The 20,745-nt window shown below is 64.6% G+C and carries 10 protein-coding genes; 4 read left to right on the top strand and 6 right to left on the bottom strand.

Going from position 1 to position 20,745, the window contains the following annotated elements:
• The first annotated feature begins 90 nt into the window (after positions 1-90).
• The 3 genes from CCR95_RS09845 (at position 91) to CCR95_RS09835 (ending at position 11,166) form a co-directional block, all read left to right on the top strand.
• Positions 91-3,138 (top strand): chemotaxis protein CheB, encoded by a 3,048-nt coding sequence (locus CCR95_RS09845; RefSeq protein WP_201093939.1) that lies wholly within the window; start codon positions 91-93, stop codon positions 3,136-3,138.
• Entirely contained in the window at positions 3,122-7,408 is a 4,287-nt protein-coding gene (locus CCR95_RS09840; protein WP_201093938.1) for a PAS domain S-box protein, read from the top strand. The genes CCR95_RS09845 and CCR95_RS09840 overlap by 17 nt, the downstream gene beginning before the upstream one ends.
• A gap of 257 nt (positions 7,409-7,665) precedes the next feature.
• Complete coding sequence (locus tag CCR95_RS09835; RefSeq protein ID WP_201093937.1) at positions 7,666-11,166, top strand: CHASE domain-containing protein; 3,501 nt, start codon at positions 7,666-7,668, stop codon at positions 11,164-11,166.
• A gap of 52 nt (positions 11,167-11,218) precedes the next feature.
• Here CCR95_RS09835 and cobJ read toward each other — a convergent pair whose 3' ends face one another.
• The 3 genes from cobJ to CCR95_RS09820 are packed head-to-tail and all read right to left on the bottom strand — an operon-like array spanning position 11,219 to position 13,754.
• Entirely contained in the window at positions 11,219-12,394 is a 1,176-nt protein-coding gene (gene cobJ / locus CCR95_RS09830; RefSeq protein WP_201093936.1) for a precorrin-3B C(17)-methyltransferase, read from the bottom strand.
• A complete protein-coding gene (locus tag CCR95_RS09825; RefSeq protein ID WP_201093935.1) occupies positions 12,394-13,122 on the bottom strand; it encodes a precorrin-2 C(20)-methyltransferase in 729 nt (242 codons plus the stop codon). The genes cobJ and CCR95_RS09825 overlap by 1 nt, the downstream gene beginning before the upstream one ends.
• Positions 13,123-13,127: 5 nt before the next feature.
• Positions 13,128-13,754, bottom strand: a complete 627-nt coding sequence (locus CCR95_RS09820) for a precorrin-8X methylmutase (RefSeq protein ID WP_201093933.1) — start codon at positions 13,752-13,754, stop codon at positions 13,128-13,130.
• Positions 13,755-14,250: 496 nt separating this feature from the next.
• On the opposite strand from CCR95_RS09820, the gene cbiE reads away from it, so the two are divergent.
• Complete coding sequence (gene cbiE, locus CCR95_RS09815; protein WP_201093931.1) at positions 14,251-15,462, top strand: precorrin-6y C5,15-methyltransferase (decarboxylating) subunit CbiE; 1,212 nt, start codon at positions 14,251-14,253, stop codon at positions 15,460-15,462.
• Positions 15,463-15,511: 49 nt separating this feature from the next.
• On the opposite strand, the gene CCR95_RS09810 is transcribed toward cbiE, so the two are convergent.
• The 3 genes from CCR95_RS09810 to CCR95_RS09800 are packed head-to-tail and all read right to left on the bottom strand — an operon-like array spanning position 15,512 to position 20,741.
• On the bottom strand, positions 15,512-17,749 hold the full coding sequence (locus CCR95_RS09810; RefSeq protein WP_201093930.1) for a GGDEF/EAL domain-containing response regulator: 2,238 nt from the start codon (positions 17,747-17,749) through the stop codon (positions 15,512-15,514).
• Entirely contained in the window at positions 17,746-20,382 is a 2,637-nt protein-coding gene (locus tag CCR95_RS09805) for a transporter substrate-binding domain-containing protein (protein WP_201093929.1), read from the bottom strand. The genes CCR95_RS09810 and CCR95_RS09805 overlap by 4 nt, the downstream gene beginning before the upstream one ends.
• A 59-nt stretch (positions 20,383-20,441) precedes the next feature.
• A complete protein-coding gene (locus CCR95_RS09800; RefSeq protein ID WP_242523160.1) occupies positions 20,442-20,741 on the bottom strand; it encodes a TorF family putative porin in 300 nt (99 codons plus the stop codon).
• Positions 20,742-20,745: the final 4 nt, after the last annotated feature.

Here is a 20,745-nt window from a genome sequence, read left to right as displayed (position 1 = left end):
GCTTTAAATGGACAGGATTAACAGCCTCTCCGCGGGTCGGTTGTTTTCAGGAAACCACCTAAATACAGCTTCAAACACAGGGGATGGGCGATGAAGCAGAAAACGCAGACCACGCCGACACCGCGTGACGCCAAGCCCGACGCCGCCCCGGAGACGGAGACGCCCGAGCACTCCCCGGACGGTTTCCCGATCGTCGGCATCGGCGCCTCGGCCGGGGGGCTGGCGGCCTTTGAAGCCTTCTTCTCCGGCATGCCCGCCGACACCGATCCGGACATGGCCTTCGTGCTGGTGCAGCATCTGGCCCCGGATCACAAGAGCATCCTCACCGATCTTATCCAGCGTTCGACCCGGATGCGGGTGTCCGAGGTCGAGGATGGGATGGTGGTGCGGCCCAACTGCGCCTACATCATCCCGCCGAATCGTGACATGGCCTTTCTCAACGGCGCGCTGCAACTCCTGGAGCCTTCCGCCCCGCGCGGCCAGCGCCTGCCGATCGATTTCTTTTTCCGCTCGCTGGCCCAGGACCAGCGCGCGCGCGCCATCGGGATCGTGCTCTCGGGCACCGGCAGCGACGGCACCCTGGGCGTGCGGGCGATCAAGGGCGAGGGCGGCATGGTCATGGCTCAGACCCCCGACTCCACCGAGTACGACGGGATGCCGCGCAGCGCCATCGCCACCGGACTGGTGGACTATGCGCTGCCGCCGGCCGAGATGCCCGCCCAACTCATCGCCTACGCGGTCCACGCCTTCGGCCGCCCGCCACGGCCGGGCGCGGTCCCGCCGTCCCAGAGCGGCAATCATCTGCGCAAGATCTTCGTCCTGCTGCGCGCCCAGACCGGCCACGACTTTTCGCAGTACAAACCCAGCACCATCCAGCGCCGCATCGAGCGGCGCATGGCCGTCCATCAGATCGCCACCATCGATGACTATGTGCAGTATCTGCGGCAGATGCCCGCCGAGTCGGACGCGCTCTTTCGCGATCTCCTGATCGGCGTCACCAATTTTTTCCGCGACCCCGCCGCCTTCCAGGCGCTTGAAGAAACGGTGATCCCCAAACTCTTTGCCGGCAAGTCGGCGGAGGTCGCGATCCGCGTCTGTTCGGTGGGCTGCTCCACCGGCGAGGAAGCCTATTCGCTCGCCATCCTGCTTGCCGAACGTCAGGAGGCGATGCGGCAGCGCTTCAAGGTGCAGGTCTTCGCCACCGACATCGACGCCCAGGCGATCGCCACCGCCCGCGTCGGGCTCTACCCGGCCAGCATCGCCACCGACCTCTCGGCGGAGCGCCTCGCGCGCTTTTTCACCGCCGAGCCCGGCGGCGACATCTATCGCGTCCACAAAGGCGTTCGCGACCTGCTAGTCTTTTCCGAACACAGCCTGATCAAGGATCCGCCGTTCTCCAAGCTCGACCTCATCAGTTGTCGCAACCTCCTCATCTATCTCGGCGGGGAGGTGCAGAAAAGGCTGATTCCGCTCTTCCATTACGCCTTGAATCCCGGCGGTTTTCTCTTTCTGGGAACCTCCGAGACGGTGGGCGAGTATCCCGATCTGTTTGAGGTGCTGGATCGCAAGCTGAAGCTCTATCGCCGCAAGGACGATGGCTATGCGCGGCGCCTGCCCCTGGAGCGGTTCGTGCCGCCCCTGACTGCCAGTAAGCCGGTGCCTCCTCGGGTGCCCGGAACCGCGGCCTTCTCGCTGAAACTGCCGCTGCGCGAACTGACCGAACAGACGCTGCTGCAAGCGGTCGCCCTGTCCGCCGCGCTGGTCAACGCACGGGGCGACATCTTCTATCTGCACGGGCGCACCGGTCTCTATCTGGAACCGCCCCCCGGCGAAACCGGCGTCAGCAATCTCCTCAAAATGGCGCGCGAAGGTCTGCGGCCCGACCTGACCACCGCCCTACGCCAGGCGGCGGTGAACCGGGGAAACGTGCGCCGCGCGGGTGTGCGCGTGAAAACCAACGGCGATTTCACCCGCGTCAACCTGTTGGTCTGCCCGGTGACGCCAGATCCCGCCACGACGTCCGAGACGCCGCTGTATCTGGTCGTCCTGGAGCCGGCGCAACCCGGCGAGCTTGAACCGGCGTGCGCCGCCGACGACGGAATGGATGACGCCGGCGCGGACACCGACGCGCGCATTGCCGCGCTCAAGGAGGAACTGCGGTCCAAGGAGGAATACCTCCAGTCTTCCAACGAGGAACTGGAGACCATCAACGAGGAGCTAAAATCCTCGAACGAGGAAATGCAGTCGGTCAACGAGGAATTGCAGTCCACCAACGAGGAATTGGAGACCTCCAAGGAAGAGCTGCAATCGGTCAACGAAGAACTGGCCACGGTCAACGCCGAGCTGCAAACCAAGGTGGCCGACCTGTCGCGCACCAACAACGACATGAACAATCTGCTGGCCGGCACCGGCATCGGCACCGTCTTTGTCGACCATCAACTGCGCATCCTGCGCTTCACCCCCGACGCGACCCAGATCATCAACCTGATCCTGAGCGATATCGGTCGGCCGGTGGGCCACATCCTCTCCAACCTAGTGGGCTACGATCGTCTGGTGGCGGATACTCAATTGGTGCTGGATACCCTGATCCCGAAGGAACTCGATGTCCAGACCACGGCGGGCGTCTGGTACCGGATGCGCATCCATCCCTACCGCACGCTCGACAACGTGATCGAGGGCGCGGTGCTCACCTTTGTCGATCTCACCGAGATCATGCAGGCCCGCGAGGCGCTGCGGCGGTCCGAGGATCTGCTGCGACTGGCCGTGGTGGTGCGCGACGCGCACGATGCCATCACCGTGCAGGATCTGGAGGGCCGTATTCTGGCCTGGAACCCTGGCGCGGAGCGGATGTTTGGCTGGAGCGAGGCCGAGGCGCTGCGGATGAACGTCCGCGACCGTATCCCGGAGGGGTTGCGCGCGGACGCCCTGACCAGGGTCCGCCAACTGAGCCAGGCGGAAATTCTGGAGCCGTTTCGCACCCAACGGCTCACCAAGGAAGGCGCGCTTCTGGAGGTCTGGATGACCGCCACTGCCTTGATCAACGAGGCGGGACAGATGTACGCGATCGCGACCACCGAACGGACGCAAGGCTCCAAGAGCAATCACGCGAAGGAGAGTCGTCTTGACTCGCAAGGTTAACCCGCCCGATCCTCCCGTGGCGGACGCGGCGCGGGCACTGCGCCAGCGGGCTGAGGCGATGCTCCGGGCTAGTGCGGTGCCGTCGCCGGAAGACCTCGCGACCCTGACGCCCGATGACCTCTGCAAACGGCTCCATGAATTGCGGGTGCATCAGATCGAGCTGACGATGCAGAACGAGGAACTGCGCCGGGCGCAGGCGGAGATCGACGCCGCGCGGGCGCGCTATTTTGACCTCTACGATCTGGCGCCGGTGGGCTATTGCACGCTCTCCGAGACGGGGCTGATCCTGGAGGCCAACCTGACCGCCGCGCTCCTGCTGGGCGTGCCCAAAAGCGTGCTGATCAAACAGCCGCTCTCCCGGTTCGTCCTCAAGGACGATCAGAACCACTACTATTTTTACCGCAAGCAGCTCTTCGAGATCGCGGCGACACCCCAGCGGGACATGCCGGAGCCCGTCGGCGAGCCGCTGGCCTGCGAGCTGCGGATGGTGAAACCGGACGGCGCGATCTTCTGGGCGCGGCTGGAAGCCACCCGCGAGCAGGCTCTGGCGAAGCACCCTGGGAAGGCGCCCGGCGGCCGCGTCATCCTGAGCGACGTGACCGCGCGCAAGGCATTGGAAGCGGCACGGGAAGAGGCGTTGAATCGGCTCCAGAAGATTGCCAGCCGAATTCCCGGCATGATTTACCAATATCGCTTGTGTCCCGATGGCCGTTCCTGCTTTCCCTATGTCAGCGACGCGATCCGCGACATCTATCGCGTCAGCCCGGAGGACGTCCGCGAGGATGCCTCCCCGGTCTTCGCCCTGATCCACCCCGATGATGTCGCTGCTGTCGTCGCCTCCATCCAGACCTCGGCGCAAGCCCTGACCCCCTGGCAGGCCGAGTATCGGGTGCAATTCGCCGATGGCACGGTGCGCTGGCTGTTCGGCAACGCGCTGCCCGAGCGCGAGGCCGACGGCGCGGTGCTCTGGCACGGCTTCACCAACGATGTGACCGAGCGGAAACAGGCGGAGGAGACCATCGCCCGGTCGGACGAGGAGAATCGCATCCTGCTGAACTCCATCCAGACCCAGATCTGGTACCTGAGCGACGACCACACCTACGGCGCGGTGAACAAGGCTCACGCCGACTTCAACGGCCTGCAGGTCGAGGACATGGCCTTCAAGAATATGTACGACTTCTTCCCCGAGGATGTCGTCGATGTCTGCCGCCAGGGCAACGTCGCGGTCTTCACCACGGGCAAACCGGTCCTCAGCGAGGAGTGGGTGCCGCATGTCGCGGGGGAGCGACGGCTCATCTCCATCCTGAAATCGCCCAAACTGCGCGCGGACGGCACGGTGGAATACGTGGTCTGCGCCGCGGAGGACATCACCGAGCGGAGACGGGCTCAAGACGCGCTAAAAGAGCAACGCAACTTTACCGAAAGCCTGATCGACTCCGCCCAAGCCATCATTCTGGTGTTGGACACCCAGGGACGCATCGTCCACTTCAACCCCTACATGGAGCAACTGGTCGGCTATGGTTTGGAGGAAGTCAAGGGGCTGAATTGGTTTGAGACGTTTATGAAGTCGGACGACCGACCGGCCGTCGAGTCCCTTTTCCAGCAAGCCGTCGCTGATTGCCAGACCCGCGGAAGCGTGAATCCGATCGTCGCAAAAGACGGCCGAACGATTCTGGTGGAGTGGTACGACAAAACCCTCAAGGACAACGACGGACGCACCGTGGGTCTTTTGGCAATTGGCCAGGACATTACCGAGCGCAAGATCCTGGAAGCGGCACGGGAAGATGCACTGAACCGGCTCCAAACGCTGACCGACACGCTCCAGCGGCGCGAGCAGGCGTTGGAAGAAAGCCGTCAGGCGCTTGCCGATGTGCTCGACAACGCCAGTATTCACATTTGGGCATTCGATGGCGCCCGGTACTGCTACCTCAACAAGGCTTACTACGATTTCACCGGCCTCCGAACGGATCAAGAACTGACGTTAGAGACCTGGGCGCAATTCGTCCATCCCGACGATCTGGCCAGCACGGGCGCGGTCTGGCAGGCCGCCTTCGCGGCCAAGGCCGAACACGACAACCACTTTCGGCTCCGCAACACCGGGGGTGAGTACCGCGATTTTTGGTGCCATGCGGTCCCGATTTTTCGCAGCAACGGACAATTTATTCACTTTCAAGGCTTTAACGTCGATATTACGGATCGCAAACAGGCTGAATCCCGCCTGCAACTGGCGGCCAGCGTCTTCACCCACGCCAGCGAAGGCATCCTGATCACCGCCGCCGACGGGACGATCATCGACGTGAATGACGCCTTTACCCGCATCACCGGATATCGCCGCGAAGAAGTGCTGGGCCAGAATCCGCGCATCTTGACCTCCGGTCGCCAGGGCAAGGAATTCTACGAGGCGCTGTGGCGCTCGCTGCGCAAGGACGGCCACTGGAGCGGCGAACTCTGGAACCGGCGCAAGAACGGCGACTTGTTCGCCGCGTGGCAAACCATCAACGCGGTGCGCGACCCCCAGGGCGACATCCGGCACTTTGTCTCTCTGTTCTCCGACATCACCGTGCTCAAGGAGCACGAACGCCAGCTCGAACAACTGGCCCAGTACGATGCGCTGACCGCGCTGCCCAACCGCGCGCTGCTGGCCGACCGTCTGCATCAGGCGATGGCGCAGACGCAGCGGCGGGGACAGCACATGGCGGTGGCCTATCTCGATCTGGACGGCTTTAAGGTCATCAACGACCGTCACGGACACGCGGCGGGCGACCAGGTATTGATCGCCACGGCGGCGCGGATGCAGGGGATGCTGCGCGAAGGCGATACCCTCGCGCGTCTGGGCGGCGACGAATTCGTCATCGTGCTGATCGATCTCAGCGACCTCGACGCCAGCGTGCCGCTGCTCGACCGTCTGCTCGCCAGCGTGGCCGAGCCGATGCGGATCGGCGATCTCGTCGCGTGGGTGTCGGCCAGCGTTGGCGTCACCTTCTATCCGCAGGCGGGTGCGGTCGATGGGGATCTCCTGCTGCGTCAGGCCGATCAGGCCATGTATCAGGCCAAGCAGTCCGGCAAGAATCGCGTTTACCTCTTCGACACGGCACTGGACCAGCGCATCCGTGGCCATCACGAACACCTGGAGCAAATTCGTCACGCCCTGGCCGCGCGTGAGTTCGTGCTCTATTACCAACCTAAGGTCAATCTGCGCACCGGGACGGTGATTGGCGCCGAGGCCCTGATCCGCTGGCGGCACCCGCAATGCGGTCTGCTGGCCCCGGCGCTCTTCCTGCCGGCGATCGAGGATCACCCGCTGGCGGTCGAGCTTGGCGAGTGGGTCATCAAGACCGCCCTCGCGCAGATCGACGCTTGGCGGGCGCTCGGCCTGGATCTTCCGGTGAGCGTCAATGTCGGCGCCCGTCAGTTACAGCAGGCGGATTTCGTCGAACGCTTGCGCGCCCTGCTGGCGGAGCACCCAGCAGGGGTCGCGCCATCCGCTCTCTCGCTGGAGGTTCTCGAAACCAGCGCACTGGAGGATCTGGTTCGCACCTCCCAGGTGATCGATGCCTGCCGCAAACTGGGGGTGAGTTTTGCCCTGGATGACTTTGGCACCGGCTATTCCTCGCTGACCTATCTGAAGCGCCTGGCGGTCACCCAACTCAAGATCGACCGGAGCTTCGTGTGCGACATGCTCAATGACCCGGAGGATCTGGCCATCGTCGAGAGCGTCCTGAGTTTGGCTGACGCCTTCCATCGTCAGGTCATCGCCGAGGGGGTCGAAACCCTGGAGCATGGCGAGATGCTGCTGAGACTCGGCTGCGACCTGGCTCAGGGCTTCGGCATCGCGCGTCCCATGCCGGCCCATGAACTGCCCGGCTGGCTGGCCGCCTGGCGGATCCCGGCCCGTTGGGCCGAGCTGCCGGCCGCGCGCCGCGAGCATCGCCCCCTGCTCTATGCCAGCGTCGAGCACCGCGCCTGGATTGCTGCCATCGAAGACCATCTCAAGCGTGAGCATGGCGTACCGCCGCCCCCGCTGCTGGATGCGCGCCAATGTCGTTTCGCGGCCTGGATGCGGGCCGCGGCGGTGTCGGGCGATGGCGCGGAGTCCGACTTCCAGCGCATCGATGCCATGCACCAGCAAGTGCATGGGGTGGTCGATGAGTTGCTGGAACTGCGGTCGCGGGGGCGGAATCCGGAGGCGCTGGCCAGACTGCCAGAACTCCATGACCTGAGGGACACCTTGTTGGAAGGGCTGAAGGAGTGGGTGCGGGAACGGGGGTGATTTCCTGAGGACAAGCGATCACCATCGAACGTGATCGCCGGACAAGGGCGGGTTTGAAACCAGCTCTACTCGTGCAACTGTGCGAAAGTCCCAAGACCGTCTCAGGTCGTTGTTGTCGTTGTCGTTGTCGATTCTTCGCCATGTCGAGACCACGATCACGACAACGACAACGACAACGACAACGAGGAGGCCCCCGGTCTCGAAACTTGAGCAGTGAAGCACGGAAATCACCCTGAAGAACAGCAAGCGGACCGCTAATGCAGAGAACGTCTAAAGAATCTTGGTTCGCCTGGGTGGCGCTCGTTTGCGGGCTCTTGGCGACGCTCTTTGTCAGCGTTCAAGTCAAGCAGGGGATCGAGGCGGACGCCGTCCGTCAGTTCGCCTTCGACTGCGACCAGGTGACCCTGAAGATCCGTGAGCGTCTGGGCGCCTATGCGCTGATTCTGCGCGGCGGCGCGGCACTGTTCGCGGCGTCGGGGATGGTCGACCGTCAAGAGTGGCGGCTCTATGTCGAAACCCTGCGGGCGCAGGACAGCCTGCCCGGTGTGCAGGGAATCGGGTTTGCGCAAGTGATCGCGCCGGATCAGCTCGCCAGCCATGTCGCCCGCATCCGCGCGGAAGGCTTTCCCGACTATCGCGTTCACCCGCCGGGCGAACGCGCCAGCTACACCGCCATCATTTATCTGGAGCCGTTTCGCGACCGCAATCTGCGCGCCTTCGGCTACGATATGTTATCCGAGCCGGTGCGCCGGGCCGCCCTGGAACAGGCGCGCGATACCGGCCAGGCGGCCTTGTCCGGCAAGGTCGTGCTGGTGCAGGAGAATGGCGCCGAGGTGCAGGCGGGAACCCTCATGTATGTCCCCGTCTATCGCAACGGCTGGCCCCTGGAAAACGTCGAGCAGCGACGGGCGGCCATCTTTGGCTGGTCGTACAGCCCCTACCGGATGAACGATCTCATGATCGGGGTTTTGGGCGATTGGACGCATCACGAAGGCCAGTCGATCAATCTGCGCATCCACGACGGTGCCCTGGCGACCCCCGAGACGCTGCTGTTCGACAGCCGGGGATTGGGGCAGGCGCACGCCTCTCCCGCGCGGCGCCAGCAGGTACGGCATCTCGATTTCAACGGCCATCGCTGGCTGCTGGTCTTTGATCAAACCTCGCAAACATCCGGGATTCGCGATGCCTGGGCCTGGGCCACCCTGAGCGGCGGACTGGTCCTCAGCGGCCTGCTGTTTGGCCTGATGCTGTCGCTCGTCAACACGCGCGCCAACATCCGCATCGCCCGAAATCTGGCCGAAAAGCTCCAGCGTCGCGAGCAGTCGTTGGAAGAAAGCCGTCAGGCGCTTGCCGATGTGCTCGACAACGCCAGTATTCACATTTGGGCATTTGATGGCACCCGGTACAGTTACCTCAACAAGGCTTACTACGATTTCACCGGCATCAGAACGGATCAAGAACTGACGTTAGAGACGTGGGCGCCATTCGTCCATCCTGACGACCAGGCCAGCGCGGGCGCTGTCTGGCAAGCCGCCTACGCAGCCAAGGCCACACACGACAACTACTTTCGGCTCCGCAACACCGGGGGGGAGTACCGCGATTTTTGGTGCCATGCGGTCCCGATTTTTGACCGCAACGGAGAATTTAGGCACTTTCAAGGCTTTAACGTCGATATCACCGATCGCAAACAGGCTGAATCCCGCCTGCGATTGGCCGCCAGCGTGTTCACCCACGCCAGCGAAGGCATCATGATCACCACCGCCGAAGGCACGATCATCGATGTCAATGATGCCTTTACCCGCATCACCAGTTACGCCCGCGAAGAGGTGCTGGGGCGCAATCCGCGCCTGCTCACCTCGGGACAACAGGGGCGCGAGTTCTACGAGTCGATGTGGCGCACCCTGATCGAGGTTGGCCACTGGAGCGGCGAAATCTGGAATCGTCGCAAGAACGGCGAAGTGTACGCCGAGATGCAAACCATCAGCGCCGTGCGCGATACGCAGGGCAGCCCCCAGCACTATGTCGCCCTGTTTTCCGACATTACCGCGCTCAAGGAGCATCAACGCCAGCTCGAACATATTGCCCATTACGATGCGCTGACCTCGCTGCCCAACCGCGTGCTGCTCTCCTACCGTCTGCTTCAGGCCATGACGCAGACCAAGCGGCGCGCGCAACGCCTGGCGGTGGCCTATCTCGATCTGGACGGTTTCAAGGCCATCAACGACAGCCACGGGCACGAAGCTGGCGATCAATTGCTGATGATCGTGGCGGGGCGCATGAAGCAGAGTCTGCGCGAGGGCGACACCCTGGCCCGTCTTGGTGGCGACGAATTCGTCGCCGTGCTGGTCGATCTGGGAGATGAGACGGGCAGCGTGCCGATGCTCAAACGCTTGCTCATTGCCACGGCCCAGCCCGTGCATGTGGACGGTCTTACCCTACAGGTCTCGGCCAGCATCGGCGTCACCTTCTATCCGCAGTCCGAGGAGGTCGACGCGGATCAACTGCTGCGCCAGGCCGACCTGGCCATGTATCAGGCCAAGCTGTCCGGCAAAAATCGCTATTGCTTCTTTGACGCCGAGCAGGACCAGAGTATCCGTGGTCATCACGCCAACCTGGAGCAAATCCGTCGCGCCCTGACGGTCAGCGAATTCATCCTGCATTATCAGCCGAAAGTCAACATGCGGACTGGCGCGGTCATCGGTGTGGAGGCACTGGTCCGTTGGCAACATCCGGAACGTGGCCTGTTGGCCCCGGCGCTGTTTTTGCCGGTGATCGAAGATCACCCGCTGGCGATCGATCTCGGCGAATGGGTCATCGAGACGGCGTTAACCCAAATGGACGACTGGCGCGCGGGCGGTCTGAATCTCCCCGTCAGTGTCAATATCGGCGCCCGCCAGTTGCGGCAGACAAACTTTGTCGCGTGTCTGCGAGCCCTCCTGCTCGCCCATCCGGACATCGTCCCGAACGACCTTGAGCTGGAAGTGCTGGAGACGAGTGCGCAGGAAGATCTGACCCGTGTCTCGACCGTGATCGATGCCTGCCGGGAGATCGGCGTGCTCTGTGCCCTGGACGATTTTGGCACCGGTTATTCCTCGCTGACCTATCTGAAACGCCTGGCGGTCAGTCTGCTCAAGATCGACCAAAGTTTCGTGCGCGACATGCTCGACGATCCGGAAGATCTGGCGATCGTCGAGAGTGTCCTGGGCCTGGCCGCCGCCTTTCACCACCAGGCGCTCGCCGAAGGGGTGGAGAGTCTGGAGCAAGGCGAGATCCTGCTGCAACTCGGCTGCGAACTGGCTCAGGGGTATGTCATCGCCAGACCCATGTCGGGCGAGTCGATACCGCAGTGGGTGCGTGACTGGCGGCCGGATCGACTCTGGACTCGTCAGCCGCCGCTGCGCCGCGAGGAGCTTCCTCTGTTGTTCGCCATTGTCGAGCACCGTGCCTGGATGCGCGCGCTCGAAGAGCACCTTCGGGCGGAGGGGTTGAGCAGGTCGCGGTTAGATTTTCACGCTTGTCATTTAGGCCAATGGATCGCGCTCAAGGGCACGGAAAGTTATGGCTCACGACCAGGCTTTCAGTCCATTGCGGAGATTCATCGGCAGTTGCATGACTCGGCCCAGGAGCTACTCAAACATCATGCACAAGGTGATCGGATCGAGAAAGCGGCAGGATTAGAGACTTTGCGGGGTATCCATGCGTCGCTCATGGAGCAGATGCGGCAATTTCTGGACGACTGTTGTCGGCAGGCGCTTTAAACAGCAACATTCAGCGACCGAACCCGCCCGCCAATCGCCCGCAAGCGGGCTCCTACGGGGTCGGATACCAGCGCGGCGTATAGACCCAGGCACCGCCATCGCGGCGCGGGAACTGGCGGGTCTGCGACGAGCCCAGGATCACGAGGGTGCGCATGTCCACCTGATCGGGCTGGACCTCGCCCAGCGTGGTCACGGTAACGCACTCGTCCGGACGCCCGACATCACGGCCGAGCACGACCGGCGTTGAGGGGGCGCGGTGACGCCGTAGAAGATCGAGCGCCTGCGTCAACTGCCAGGGTCGCGCCTTGGAACTGGGGTTGTAGAGTGCGATGACGAGATCGGCGAGCGCGGCGTGTTCCAGCCTGCGCTCGATCTGGGACCAGGGTTTGAGATTGTCGGAAAGCGACAGCATGCAGAAGTCGTGGCCGAGCGGCGCGCCGGCCCTGGCGGCGACGGCCTGGGCGGCCGAGATGCCGGGCAGGATCGCCAGATCGACCTCCCGCCAGGCCGGGTCGTCGGATTGGTCGAGCGCCTCCACCACGGCGGCGGCCATCGCGAAGACGCCCGGATCGCCGGAGGAGACGACCACGACATGCCGCCCCTGCGCGGCCAGCTCGAAGGCGAGCCGGGCGCGATCCATCTCGCGGCGGTTGTCCGAATCGAGGAGACGCTGGTCGGGTCGGAAGGGGCCGGCCATCCGGACATAGGTGGTATAGCCCACGATGTCCTGGGCGCGATCCAGTTCCTCCCGGACGGCGGGCGCCATCAGATCGGCCGCGCCCGGACCCATCCCGATCACCGCCAGCCGACCCGACCGGGGCGCCGGAACGGCTGTGCCCAGCCCCTCGGTTGCCAGTCCGACCGGGAGCACGCCCAGCGCGTCCGCGACGGACCGCGCCAGCGCCTCGGCGCCCCGGCCAAGCCCAAGCAGGGGGATTGCCGCCGCGCCGTCGGGCGTGACCGCGACGACCGGCGCGAGCTGGTCGCGGTCCATCCCGACCAGCGCCGGGGCGAGAGCAAGGACGAGCCATTCCAGCGAGCCGACGAAGACACAGGGCTGCCGCTCCCGGCAGGTGTCATGCAGCCGCCGCGCGAGTCCGTCCGCGGTCTCGTCCGGATCGCTCGCGTTCAGCGTCAGGCCCTGGACGCGCGACTGGAGACGCTCGGCCACTGCCCGCCCGGACGCCTCCGCGAGCAGTCGCGCGGACTGAAAGGGTTGCACCGCCATCAGCCCCGCCACCGTTCGCCGGGGATGAGGATCATCGAGAAATAGGGCACGCTCTCGGGCGCGATTTCGGCCAGCGGGCGGATGCGCTCGCCGTCCATGGTCGCGCGCTCGACGTAGCGCGCCCGCGCCTGCAGCCCGAGCTTGACGATGACCCGCCGAACCTTCTCGAAATTGCTGCCCAGCTTCATGATGGCCGCGGCCTCGACCCCGGACAGCAGCTCGGTCAGCCGTTCCTCGGGCAGTGTCCCGGAGAGCACCTGGAGACGCTGGTCGCGATAGACCAGCGGCGTGCGCAACACCGAGGCGCTGGCGACCACCGAGCAGACGCCCGGCACCACCTCGGTCGCGAAGCGCTCCGCCAGACGGTCGTGCAGATACATGAAGGAGCCGTAGAAGAAGGGATCGCCCTCACAGAGCGCGGCCACGTCGCGTCCAGCCTTCAGATGGGACGCGACCTGCTCGGCGGCCTCGTCGTAGAAGGCGCGCATCGCGCCCTCGTAATCGTAGGGCGGCGCGGGCTTTTTGCCCGTGACCGGATAGACGAGCGGCAGCAGGATCTGGTCCGGGCGCAAATGCGGCCGGGCGCTGGTCAGGGCGTTGCCGCGCTTGTCCTTGCCGACATAGTAGGCGACCACCGGCGCCGCGCGCAGATAGCGCAGCGCCTTGAGGGTGATGAGTTCCGGATCGCCCGGACCGACGCCCAGGCCAAAGAGTCGTCCTTCGTTCATGCCGCTCAGGAGTGACCCCGCCCAAGCGCGTTGACGGCGGCGGCGGCCATGGCGCTCCCGCCGCGTCGCCCGCGCAGGGTCACGAAGGGGACGCCCCGGCTGTCGGCGGCGAGCGCCTCCTTGGATTCGGCCGCGCCGACGAAGCCGACCGGAAAGCCGAGGATCAGGGCTGGCAGGGGCGCGCCCGCGTCGAGCATCTCCAGCAGGCGGAACAGGGCCGTGGGGGCATTGCCGAGCACCGCGACGGCGCCCGCAAGATGCGGGCGCCACAGTTCCAGGGCCGCCGCGGAGCGCGTGTTGCCGAGTTCGCTCGCCAGCGCGGGGACGCTCGGATCCTGGAGGGTGCAGATCACTGGATTATCGGCGGGGAGACGGGCGCGGGTGATCCCCTCGGCCACCATGCGACTGTCACAGAGGATCGGCGCCCCCGCCTCCAGCGCCGCCCGCCCAGCCGCGCCCGCGCCGGGGGAGAACGCCAGATCCTCGATCACCTCGGGCATTCCGCAGGCATGGATCACCCGAACCGCCAGCGCTTCGAGATCGTCCGGGATGCGCTCCAGCCGCGCCTCGGCGCGGATGATGGCGAAGGATTGACGATAGATGCCGTGCGCATCGCGGTTGTAATCGATCATGGCAAGTCTCTGTCGCGCGGCAACGTGGAATCGTTCGGGTCAGCGGGGCTGTCCGAGGCGGAGTCCTGGCCGGAGGAATGAGGATCGGGAGGGATATGCTTTAATAAGCCGGTCAGTATAATTCCATTTCAATCTGGCATCTACTTGCAACAATTCTCAATTTGACGTAGGAGCCCGCTTGCGAGCGACGCCGATACAAGCCAGCGTAGGATGGGTAGAGCACCGCGAAACCCATCGGTCTCACGCGCCGAGGCAGCGGGTTTGCACCATGTATAAAGGCTCCAGGGATACCGGGAGCGTTCAAGTCTACCTTCCAGTTCAGCGGTTCGATGGGTTTCGTGACCGACGGGCTTTCGTGCCCAGTCTTCAACGTCGTGCCGCGGTCACTCTACCCATCCACGGTGGTGATTTTTATGCAGCCTCCTTCCCATTTCCGCTCCATGCTCGCTCGGATTCCGCCGACCGGGCGCCGCGCCCACCGGCAGGATCGTTCGCGATGACCGCCTGGCTCACCATCGTCGGGATCGGGGAGGACGGTCTTCCCGGCCTGGGCGAGGAGGCACGCCGCGCCGTCGCCGAGGCCACCGTCCTCTTTGGCGGCGAGCGCCATCTCGCCCTGGTTCCTGAGCGTGCCGGACAGCGGCGCCAGCCTTGGCCGAGCCCCTTCGGCGCGGCCTACGATCAATTGCTCGCCCTGCGCGGCAGCCCGGTCTGCGTCCTGGCGAGCGGCGATCCCATGTTCTACGGCATCGGCGGCAGCCTCGCGGAGCGTATCGCTCCCGACGAAATGCGCATCCTGCCCGCCCCTGCGTCGGTCTCGCTGGCGGCCGCGCGGATGGGCTGGCCCGTGCAGGAAACGCGGATCGTCCCGGCCCACGGTCGACCGCTGGAACGCGTCAATCTGTACCTGACAGACGGGGCACGTCTTCTGGTTCTCTCCGCCGACGCCCACACGCCCGCCCAGCTCGCCGCCCTGCTCGATGCGCGCGGATTCGGCGACAGCCGGCTCAGCGTCTTCGAGCGGCTCGGCGGACCGGCGGAGCGACGGTTGGACGGGCTGGCGGTGGATTGGACGCACCCGCCCGGCGCAACGCTGAATCTGATCGCGGTCGCGTGTCGCGCCGGCCCGGACGCCCTGCCTTGGTCGCGCCGCTGCGGGCTGCCGGACGACGCCTACGCGCACGACGGCCAGCTCACCAAGCGGGACATCAGAGCGGCGACCCTGGCCCGGCTGGCGCCGCTGCCCGGAGAACGGCTGTGGGACGTGGGCGCGGGCTGCGGCTCCATCGGCATCGAATGGATGCGCGCCGAGCGCGGCTGCCGCGCCATCGCCATCGAATCGGACGCCTCCCGACGCGCGCTCATCGAGCGGAATCGCGCCCGCCTGGGCGTCCCCGAGCTTGATCTGGTCGCCGGACGCGCACCCGAAGCGCTGGAAGGGCTGGCGTCGCCGGATGCCGTCTTCATCGGCGGCGGACTCACCGTCGACGGCGTCGCCGACCGCTGCTGGCAGGCACTCAAGCCGGGCGGACGCCTCGTCGCCAACGCGGTCACGGTACAAAGCGAGGCGTTTCTCGTCGGTCTGCGCGCGCGCATCGGCGGCGACTTGACCCGCATCGCCATCGCCCACGCCTCGCCGCTCGGCCGCTTCGACGGCTGGCGCCCGGCCATGCCGGTGACCCTGCTCACCGCGGTCAAGCCGGATTGAGCATGCAGTCCGATTCCGTGAGGCGACAGTCAGAGCCCCTGGCCCTGCCTCATGTCGTCGACCGGCTCGTGGCGCTGCCCTCCGCCATCCAGTCTTCCAGTTGCCCGATCGGCATTGGCCGGGCGAACAAATACCCCTGGGCCTCCTGGCAGCCCATCGCCAGCAGGCAACGGCGCTGCGCTTCGGTTTCCACCCCTTCGGCGATCATGATGAGGTTGCACTGATGCCCCAGGGCGACGATGAGTTGCGCGATGCCGCTCTCGGGATGCGATGGGTCCAGTTCGTGCACAAAGGAGCGGTCGATTTTCAGACGGTCGACGTCGAGTTGCCTGAGCACGCTCAAGGAAGAATAACCGGTGCCAAAATCGTCGATGGCGATCGCGACGCCCAGTCGCCGGATCTCGGCCAGTTTGGCGGTGATGGCGTCGATGTGCTCCATGGCAATCGACTCGGTCAATTCCAGCTCGACCTGCGCGGCGGCGACCTGGCAGTCGGCGAGCACGCGCTCCAGCATGGGGACAAAGCCCGGTTCGCGAAACTGCGCGTGCGAGACATTGATCGCCATCCGAAACCCGGCGTGTCCCAGCTCGGTCAGACGGTGGAGCCGCTGACAGGCGGTTCGGAGCACCCATTCGCCAATCGGCACGATCAGGCCCGACTGTTCGGCGAGCGGGATGAATTGGTCCGGGGGAATCCACTGTCCCGCGTCGGTTTGCCAGCGCAGCAGCGCTTCGGCGCCGACCGTTCTGCCGCTGGCCAGGTCGATTTGGGGCTGGAAAAGGAGCGAGAGCCGCTCGGCGGAGAAGGCGGTTCGCAGGTCGCTCAGCATCCGCATGCGCTCGCGCGCCGCATGGCCGAGGGCGTCCGAAAAATAGCTCGCCTTGCCGCGACCGAACCGCTTGCCCTGCTTGAGCGCGATGCTGGCGTCCTTGAGCAGTTCCCCGCCCCGCGCCGGGTTTCCGTTCAATCGGATCAGGCTGCTGGTGGCCGAGAGGCGGATGGTTTCGCCGTGCACCGTCAGGGGGTCGGCAAACACCTGCTGAAGACGGTCCGGATTGAGCGCGTCCCGCGGTCCGAGCAGACCAAAGGCATCGCCGGCGACCCGGGCCAGAATGACCTGCGGCCCAAAGGTTTGCCCCAGCCTGACGGCTACCGCCTGGAGCACCAGATCGCCAAAGCGATGGTCGAGCGCGAGGGCGATCTCGGCGAAGTCGTCGAGATCCAGCAGCGCCAGCGTCATGTCCGGATCGGTGCACTTTTCCTCGATGAGTTGAATGAACCGGTTGCGGTTGGGCAGACGCACCAATTGATCGTGATAGGCGAGATCGTAAAGCTGGCCGTGCAACAGGACGTTCTCGAAGCCGACCGAGACGTTGGCGCAGAATACCTCCAGCAGATGGCGATCCATCGGGCAGGGTTCGCGCGCGATATCGAGATAGGCCGCCATGCCCCGGGTCTCGCTGACATTGAAATACAGACAGATACCGTGCGTGAAGAGATGCCGCCGTTCCACCAGACACCGCTGCAGGGCGTCGCGGACCGGCGCTTCGGGCAATTCCGGCAGGGGACGATGAATCGTCTCCCGATACCGCCCGGCGGCGGCGATGACGAGCGATGACTCATCGGTGAACGAGCCGGAGGACGAGGCGCAGATCAGACCTTCCGGGGCGATATTGAGCAGGGCGCAGACCTGGGTGACCACCCCTTCGGCAAACTGTTGCAGGGCGCGCAGCCGGTTCAGGCCGGTGCTGGCCGCGACGATGAGTTCCAGACCGCGCCGGCTCATCTCGATCTGGCGGATCTGCCAGTAGGAGCGGATCGCCACGGTGAGGCTGGTAAAGAGGCGGACCCGCGTCAGGTCGGATTTGCTTCGATAATCGTTGATGTCATAGGCACGAATGGTTTCGATCTCCGGCGCATAGCCGGGTTGGCCCGTGCGCAGAATAATGCGGACGGACGGGTTGTCGAGTTCGTCGCGAATCCGCCGGACGAGTTGCAGCCCGGCGTCGTCAGACTCCATGACGACGTCCAGCAGAACGACCGCCAGCGTCTGGTCGCGCGCGAGGATGGCGTAAGCCTCCCGCGCGGAATAGGCATGGAGAAAGGCGAGCGGACGGCCCTCGATCGTCAGGTCGCGCAAGGTCAGCCGGGTCGCCTCATGGACATCGGCCTCATCGTCGACGATCAGGATGCGCCAGGGCTCGACGGATGCGGCAGGTGCCTGGTCCGAAGGGTCATCGATAAACTGGACGACGTCGTCGTCATCCAATGAAGGAGCATCGCTCATGCGGTTATCTCATGCGACTGATCGTGAGAGGCAGGCCCGGTCGCGCGGCGGGGTTCGCGTCCCGCTCCGTTCGCGTTGGCAGCCCCCGCCATGGCGAGGGGCGCAATCAAGGGCAATTCGATGTCGAACGCGGTGCCCTGGCCGGGAACGCTGTGGACCGCGATCATGCCGCCGAGCAGCCCCGTCACCAGGTTGTAGACGATATGCAGCCCCAGTCCGCTGCCGCCCTGACCCAGCCGGGTGGTGAAAAAGGGGTCGAAAATCCGGCCCAAATTGGCCGGGTCGATCCCGCAACCGTCGTCGCTGACCCGGATGCCGACATGACCGGGAGCGGCGGGACGACTTTCGATGCGAATGCGGCCCGCCGAACGCCCGTCGAAGGCATGCACCAGCGCGTTCTGGATCAAATTCATCAGAACCTGGCCGAGCGGCCCGGGGAAACTGTCCAGCCGCAGGTCTGGCGCGACACTCACGTCCAGGGTCGCGGGCGACTGCCGCAGGCGCGGCTGGAGGGTCAGGGCGATCTCCCGAACCACCTCATCCAGGGCGAATGCACGTCGCTGATAACTCGCCTGGTCGACGGCGAGTTGCTTGAAACTGCCGATCAGTTCGGCCGCACGCCCCAGACTGCGCTGGAGCAGGTCGCTGTTGTCGCGCACGGCATCGATAAAGCGTTGCAGGGCGGAACGGCTTAACCCTGCCGCCATCCGCTCCCTAAAGTTGGACTCCTGGTCGGCCAGGGTGCTGGCCAGCATGACGGCGTTGCCGATCGGCGTATTCAATTCGTGAGCAATGCCGGCGACCAGATCGCCCAGCGCCGCCAGCTTCTCCGACTGTACCAGGTCGGTCTGCGCCCGCTCCAGTTGTGCCAGGGTCTCGCGCAGATCCCGCGTGCGTTCGGTCACGCGCCGCTCCAATCCGTAATTCTGTGTCGCAATGTGCGCACGCGCCTGCCCGAGTTCCCGATTGAGCTTCGCCAGCCGCCGGTTCCAGGCCAGCACCGCCCACAACATCGTGCCGGCAATGGCGACAACCCCGCCGACGATTTTCCACATCAGGACATAATCGAACACCTTCTCGTAGTGGGTCGAGAGCCAGCGATTGACGATGTCCTGACGCTGCGCTTGAGGGAAGGCATCGATGGCGGCCTGAAAAATCTCCCGTAGCAACGGCTCGTCGCCGCGGGTGGCGATGGACAGATTCCAGGAGAGAGTCTGACTGTCCTCCAGTTGCCCGGCGATTTTCATGTCGAAGAGCGCCTGAGTCTGGATGCGATAGGCAATGGTCGGCAGCGCGTCGATAAACCCGAACACTCCGCCTTCCTGAACCTGCCTGAATCCGTCCTCGGTATTGGCGACTTCCCGCAGACGAATGCCGGGATAGCGCGCCCGTAAGGCGTCGATCAGGGCATAGCCCCGGACGATGCCGAAGGTCTCGTCCAGCACGGACTCGAAATCGTTGATGAACACCTGATGGGTCTGAGTCGCGATCACGGAGCGGAACGAGAGATAGGGCGTCGTAAAGTCCAGGAAGGTTTGACGCGAGGGCGTCGAGATCGCCCCGGACAAGAGATCGCAGCGCCGCTCCTTGGCAGAGGCGAGGGATTCCTCCCAGTTCGCGGTTGGCGTCAGCACGATGTTCGTTTCAAGCATCTCGGCGAGACGGGCGAACACATCGGCGATGATGCCTTCGTGGATGCCATCCTCGGTGATGCGTTCCACAGGCATCCAGGCGGGATCGACGCACATTCTGAGCGGTCCCTTGCGACGGAGATAGTCGCGCTGCTCGGGGGAAAGGGCGAGGCGAGCCGCCTGGTTGCCTGACTCGCCGAACCACTTGTCCTGCAAGCTCCGGATTTCGTCCGGTGTCAGCGACGCCAGCGCCTTGTCGATGATCGCCTGAAACGTCGGCCAGTCCTTGCGGGTCGCGATATGGAGCGCAATGGAATCCGTGCCCTGGTCTTTCAGACTCCATACCCCCTGAACTGTCAGGTTGACATAGCCCGAGCGGGCAATGTGGTAGTTCAGAACGTTGGAAAAGTCGGTGGTAAAGTCGGCCTGCCCGTGGCTTACGGCCGCGATGGCATCGCCGATGTTGGCCGTTTCGATGATGCTGATTTTGTCGCCGAAGCGTTGTTTCAACAATTCGGTCTGCTCCCAGCCCTTAGGCAGGGCCGCCATGGAACCGAACAGATCGACAATGGAATGGATCGCCGGATGATCCCGGCGGGTCAAAAACTGGTTGGCGCCCTGGATGATCGGCGGCGAGAAACTCGCGCAATCCAATACCTTCGGGGGCTTGTCGGCGGGTTGCAGCAGATCGATTTCGCGGGCGCACAATCGATCGACCAGTTCGTCCCAGGTCGCGCCCTGCACGAACTCGAAGGTGACACCGATCCGCGCCGCCAGCAAGTTCATGAGATCGACCGAATAGCCTTGCGGCATCCCGTGCTCGAAAAAATCGTAGGGCGGCCAGTCGAGTTCATTGCTGACACGCACCACCGGATGGGCCTGGAGAAAGGCGCGCTCGGCCTCCGTCAGCGAGAGCGTCGCGGCGGATTTGGCGTGAGCCGCTCCCGCCGCGGACACGGCAAGCAGAAGCGAGAACAGCAGAAACGACTGGATGCGAAGCACGCGGCTCTCTGATCGGTTCGCCGTTCGAGGAGTCCGCGTCAGGGTTCGACGGTTGACCGTCAAAAAAGAACCCCGGCATCGATCGAATAACCGGGGCGATATTCGACGCTATACCCGAGGTAGCCATCCACTTCAGCAGTCGTGTCATCGCCGAAATCGACATTCGAGGCCCAGGCGCCGGCGTAGATCCCGCCGGCTCCGGACCAGTCCAGACTGGCCTGCGCCGCCGGCTGATGATCGGTTTGCGTCACGCCATTGAAAAGATAATCGCTCGCGCCGGTGAAGGTCGCGGACCAGTCCGCATGGGCCGCGTTCGTCAATCCCATAACGGCGAATACAAAGACGGTTTTGGTCTCCATTCAT

The organism is Thiocystis minor (assembly GCF_016653465.1).
GTDB classification, from domain to species: Bacteria; Pseudomonadota; Gammaproteobacteria; order Chromatiales; family Chromatiaceae; genus Chromatium; species Chromatium minus.
Note: the sequence above shows the minus strand (reverse complement) of the source record. Positions and strands in the feature narration are given on the sequence as shown.